The organism is Paracoccus onchidii (assembly GCF_028294535.1).
Taxonomy (GTDB): domain Bacteria; phylum Pseudomonadota; class Alphaproteobacteria; order Rhodobacterales; family Rhodobacteraceae; genus Paracoccus; species Paracoccus onchidii.
In genome coordinates this window covers 1-4,501 of the sequence record NZ_JAQBIE010000057.1, presented here as the reverse complement: position 1 = coordinate 4,501, position 4,501 = coordinate 1, and the positions used below count along the sequence as shown (strand labels likewise).

The window sequence follows — 4,501 nt, the reverse complement described above, 5'->3', positions numbered from 1 at the left end:
AACGGCTTCTACAATCCACGTCGAAGGCACTCAGCATTGGGCTGGAAAAGCCCGGTCGCCTTCGAACGGAAAGTGGCTTAAACGAGTACTTGGGGCGGCACAATTACGCGACAGGTCCAATGATACACCGGTGAAGATGCCAGCCTCTGGTCATAAGAAGGCCAAAACGGCGCGGGTCTGGACCTATTTGCGCAACGAGAGGCCATGGTCCGGATCATCACCACCCTGTACGTGGTATCAATTCACGGTGGACTGCATGGCGTATGATGGCGCATGTCCGCCGCAAGTTCGTGGATGTCTTGGCATCCCAGGTCAATGCGATTGCCGAGGAAGAGATCCGCCGGATCGCGATGCTCTATGCCGTGGAGAAGGGCGCGGGGTGTGAATCGCCCGACGCGCGTGTCGCGCTGCGGCAATCTCGATCTTCGATGATCTGGAAGCGTGGCTGCATATGCAATTGCTCAAAATCTCAAGCAAGTCGCCATTGGCGCAGGCCATAGTTGGAAAACGGCCACTTGAAATGTAAGCAGCTGGCGTAGGCTGTGGCGAGGTCAGCGCGCGTGCCCACGGTCCATTTCGATGAGTTCTGGCAGGTTTTCGATCCCGAAGGGAGTGAATGCTATGACGCTGTCGTCGCCGGGGCCGTAGACCCAGATCACACCATCTTCGGTTTCCATTTCGATGGCGAGATCGAAGATCCGATCAACGGTTTCTTCGAGTTCGGCAGCGACGCGGTCGATCATCTTGACGGAATACACCTTGTTCAGCTGCATGGTCACGCCGCCTCGGCGGGGACAGGGCTGTTCGGTTCCAGGGCAGAAGTTCATGCACGCGCGAGACGGGCATGTCGGGCAACGACGGTGTTGATGCCGTTGGAATTGTAGTAATCGTGGATGCTGCGCACGGATTTCACTCCGGGGTCCTCGTCGGGCGCGCAGCCCGGACCCGTTTCGCGATCTGCGACCCGAATTTTTCCACCCATGCCCGGATCGCCTCATCGCTCACCACGATGCCACGCTCGGCCAGCAGATCCTCGACATCACGCAGGCTAAGCGAGAAGCGATAATACACCCAGACCGCGTAGGAAATGATGGTGCGCGGAAAGCGATGGCCTTTCAGGCGCGGTGCGGAAATCTGAGTGATCATCGCCCGGAGCTACCCAGCCGACCCGGAAAGGACAATAACTTGACGATCCCAGCGGATCACCAAGCCGATGGTGGGCTTCAAGGCATTCCATTCCGCCGACGCAACTCTGGCCGGCATCGAGGTGGCACATATGGTCCGCAAGGGGCAGATCACCAACGGAAACCGCTGCCCTTTTCAGGTTTTCGCGGCGCTCGCAGGCTGACTCTGTCCAAGGGCAGGCTTATATTCACATCATGCCAAAAGTTGCGACACAACCACTCGCGGCGCGCGCGCCAGGCCTCTAACTTTACGCGGCTGGCCGTCACGGTCGATCGCCCCTCCTTGTCTGAAGGTTTTTATGTCAGATGGTGCATAAACATGCTTTATGTGCTAAGCGGCATACTAGTGCGATATGCGCCAACTACGGTATTGATAATTTATGCGCTGGTCGATATAATGCAAGAAAAACGAGGCAGGTTATGGACCAGATCGCACGCACCCCTAAACAAATCGGGGACGCCATCCGGCGCTCTCGTCGCAGCGGCGGCACGTCTCAAAGCGAGACCGGCACCAAGGCGGGGCTGCGACAGGAGACACTCTCGAAGATCGAGAACGGCAATCCTGCCGCGCGGATCGACAGCATCTGCGACGTGCTCGCCGCGCTCGATCTTGAGTTCGTGATCCGCCAGCGCAGCAAGGAGGCGCTGACAGACATTGAGGACATCTTCTGATGGGGCGACCAAGAAAATATACGCCGCTAGAAGTGTTTCTGAACACGCGCCATGTCGGGCGGTTGACGCGCCAGAGCAGCGGCGCGGTTGATTTCATCTATGCACCCCAGTGGCTGGCATGGGAGCACACCATGCCGATCTCCCTGTCTATGCCCTTGCGCGAAGACCGCTATATCGGCGCGCCGGTTATGGCAGTGTTTGACAACCTGCTGCCGGATACGGACGAGATCAGACGCCGCGTTGCGGAAAAGCGCGGAGCCGAAGGCACCGATGCATTCAGCCTGCTCTCGGCTATCGGCAGGGATTGCGTGGGCGCGCTGCAGTTCTTGCCCGGTGACGAAGAGCCCGACCCGGCCGATAGGCTGCATGGCGATGTCCTGAGGGACGAGGATGTGGCAGGCATCATCGCCAATCTGGCGAGCGCCCCGCTCGGTCTCGGCGAGGATGAAAATTTCCGGATTTCGGTCGCGGGTGCGCAGGAGAAGACGGCCTTGCTGTGGAAGGACGGGCACTGGATGCGCCCGCATGGCACGACACCGACGACACATATCCTGAAGCCGCAGATCGGCACGCTGCCCATCGGGGTCGACTTGTCGAACTCGGTCGAGAACGAGCATTTATGTCTGCGCTTGATGGCGGCTTTCGGGCTGGACGCGGCCAGCACGGCGATTGCGGATTTCGGAAAGCGTCGCGTGCTGGTGGTCGAACGCTTTGATCGCCGCCTCGCAAAGGATGGCCGGTTGATCCGCTTGCCGCAGGAGGATTGCTGCCAAGCGCTCGGCATTCCTCCGACGCTGAAATATCAGAATGACGGCGGTCCGGGGATCGTCAAAGTCCTTGATCTTCTCAAAGCCAGCGACACGCCGAACGCGGATCGTCGCGCCTTCCTGAAAACGCAGATGCTGTTCTGGCTGATGGCCGCAACTGACGGGCACGCCAAGAATTACAGTGTCTTCCTGCTGCCGGGCGGGAGGTTCCGCATGTCCCCGCTCTATGATGTGATCTCGGTGCAGCCGAGCATCGATGCGCGGCAACTCCAGCGCCAGAAGGTCAAGCTGGCGATGTCGGTCGGTGCGAAGCGGCACTATCAGATTGACGAGATTGTGCCGCGCCACTTCGATCAAACGGCCGCGCAGTCTGGCTTGGGTGCTGAAATTGCAGGGCAACTCTTTACCGAGATTGCCGAGAGATTTGATGGGGCATGGGAGATGGTCTTGCGAGACCTGCCCGAACAATTTCCTGAAGAGTTGATCGCTTCAATCAGAAACGGCATGACCGCGCGATTGCGGCTCCTGCAACTTGGCTAGGACCTGCGCGCACGGCATCGAAAAGTCTCACAGCCAGTGACCGCCCGGCCTTTCGTGTTGATAGTAAGGCTCAGGACCAGACGAATTCATCCTGAACCCGATCCACCAAATTCCAAGACTGAGCACCTGGGGAAAATCAGGTGCAAAGCCAGACGCTTGGGACGTTTTTGGGTGAACAGGTGCAAGGCCAGACGCAATCAAGCTTATGGTCTGGGCCTGCACCAATTTCCACCCAAACCTCGCCAAATTTGCAACCTATTTTGACGAAATTATTTGGTCGCAATTGGTCGGAAACTTCTCATGCGAGGATCAGAGCCGCTCGTTTACCTCGGTGCGGTAGAGCCGAACCGAATAACAATAAATTACCTAGAAATCATGTCATAAATGTGCAGATGTAACGCACAGCACGTTAGTGTTGTGAGCATCGGCGAGATGCCAAACGGGACAAAACATGGCTGATCTCGCAGGGCTTTGTCAGGTTGCAGGCCGCCCGCTCGCCGGATAGCGAAGGGCCATGCTGAATCTATGCGACCTGTCCCGTATCAAGGGCTTCCGATTTCCGCTCGCCGTGATCGGCTACGCAGTCTGGGCCTATCATCGGTTCGCTCTCAGCCTCCGGGACGTTGAGGATCTACTCGCCTCACGCGGGATCCGCGTTTCCTATGAAACCGTGCGGGACTGGGTCGCGCGCTTTGGCGGGCAGATCGCCGCCCGGATCCGTCGCGCCCGCCCCGGCCCGGCGGACAAGTGGCATCTCGACGAGGTCGTGATCTCGATCAAGGGCAAGAAGCACTGGCTCTGGCGGGCAGTCGACGCCAATGGCGATGTGCTGGATATCCTGATCCAGTCGCGCCGGAGCACGAGCGCAGGATGGCGTTACTGGTTAGTTCCGTCCCGTTGTCGCTGACGATCATTCCGGGCTTTGCACGACACTCGATCAGGGCTGTCAGTTCGCGCGCGACACGGCGCCCGGATATCGAAGTGTCTGGGATCGCCGCGAGGCATTCCCGGGTGACATCATCGACCACGTTGAGAACCCGGAAGCGCTGGCCGTTGGAGAACTGGTCGTGGACAAAGTCCAGCGACCAGCGTGCATTGGGCCGTGCCTCGACCAGGATCGGGGCTCGCGTCCCGACCGCCTTTCGTCGAGCCCTGCGCTTGCGAACCGTGAGCCTTTCCTCGCGGTAGAGCCGATAGATCCGGTTGATCCCCGAGGGCTCATGCGTCATGATCCCGCCGGCGCTGCCATCGTCATCATGCTCCGCAGTCTGAAGATGCCAGGCATGGCGCAGGCCGTGCATGACCTCATGGAACAAGGTGCGCCTGCGTTCGAGGTGG

General features: G+C 59.1%; 3 protein-coding genes and 6 pseudogenes. 6 read left to right on the top strand and 3 right to left on the bottom strand.

Going from position 1 to position 4,501, the window contains the following annotated elements; all coding sequences use genetic code 11:
- Positions 1–115 precede the first annotated feature (115 nt).
- Positions 116–499: pseudogene (locus tag PAF17_RS20270) on the top strand (IS66 family transposase); the annotation flags it as partial.
- A gap of 52 nt (positions 500–551) precedes the next feature.
- Here the strand turns inward: PAF17_RS20270 and PAF17_RS19920 are convergent.
- Together PAF17_RS19920 and PAF17_RS19915 are read right to left on the bottom strand one after the other, a co-directional pair.
- Entirely contained in the window at positions 552–743 is a 192-nt protein-coding gene (locus tag PAF17_RS19920) for a hypothetical protein (protein ID WP_271890802.1), read from the bottom strand.
- A 184-nt stretch (positions 744–927) separates the two neighbouring features.
- Positions 928–1,146 (bottom strand): annotated as a pseudogene (locus PAF17_RS19915) (IS6 family transposase); the annotation flags it as partial.
- 49 nt (positions 1,147–1,195) lie between these two features.
- Between PAF17_RS19915 and PAF17_RS19910 the strand changes: the two are divergent.
- The 4 genes and pseudogenes from PAF17_RS19910 to PAF17_RS19895 form a co-directional block, all read left to right on the top strand.
- A pseudogene (locus tag PAF17_RS19910) lies at positions 1,196–1,348 on the top strand (IS6 family transposase); the annotation flags it as partial.
- Between the two features lie 256 nt (positions 1,349–1,604).
- Positions 1,605–1,856, top strand: coding sequence for a helix-turn-helix domain-containing protein (locus PAF17_RS19905; protein ID WP_271890801.1), 252 nt, complete (start codon positions 1,605–1,607; stop codon positions 1,854–1,856).
- Complete coding sequence (locus PAF17_RS19900; RefSeq protein WP_271890800.1) at positions 1,856–3,163, top strand: type II toxin-antitoxin system HipA family toxin; 1,308 nt, start codon at positions 1,856–1,858, stop codon at positions 3,161–3,163. The genes PAF17_RS19905 and PAF17_RS19900 overlap by 1 nt, the downstream gene beginning before the upstream one ends.
- A 514-nt stretch (positions 3,164–3,677) precedes the next feature.
- Positions 3,678–4,043 (top strand): annotated as a pseudogene (locus tag PAF17_RS19895) (IS6 family transposase); the annotation flags it as partial.
- Here the strand turns inward: PAF17_RS19895 and PAF17_RS19890 are convergent.
- Positions 4,027–4,383: pseudogene (locus PAF17_RS19890) on the bottom strand (DDE-type integrase/transposase/recombinase); the annotation flags it as partial. The pseudogenes PAF17_RS19895 and PAF17_RS19890 overlap by 17 nt on opposite strands.
- Between PAF17_RS19890 and PAF17_RS19885 the strand changes: the two are divergent.
- Positions 4,384–4,501: pseudogene (locus PAF17_RS19885) on the top strand (ATP-binding protein); the annotation flags it as partial.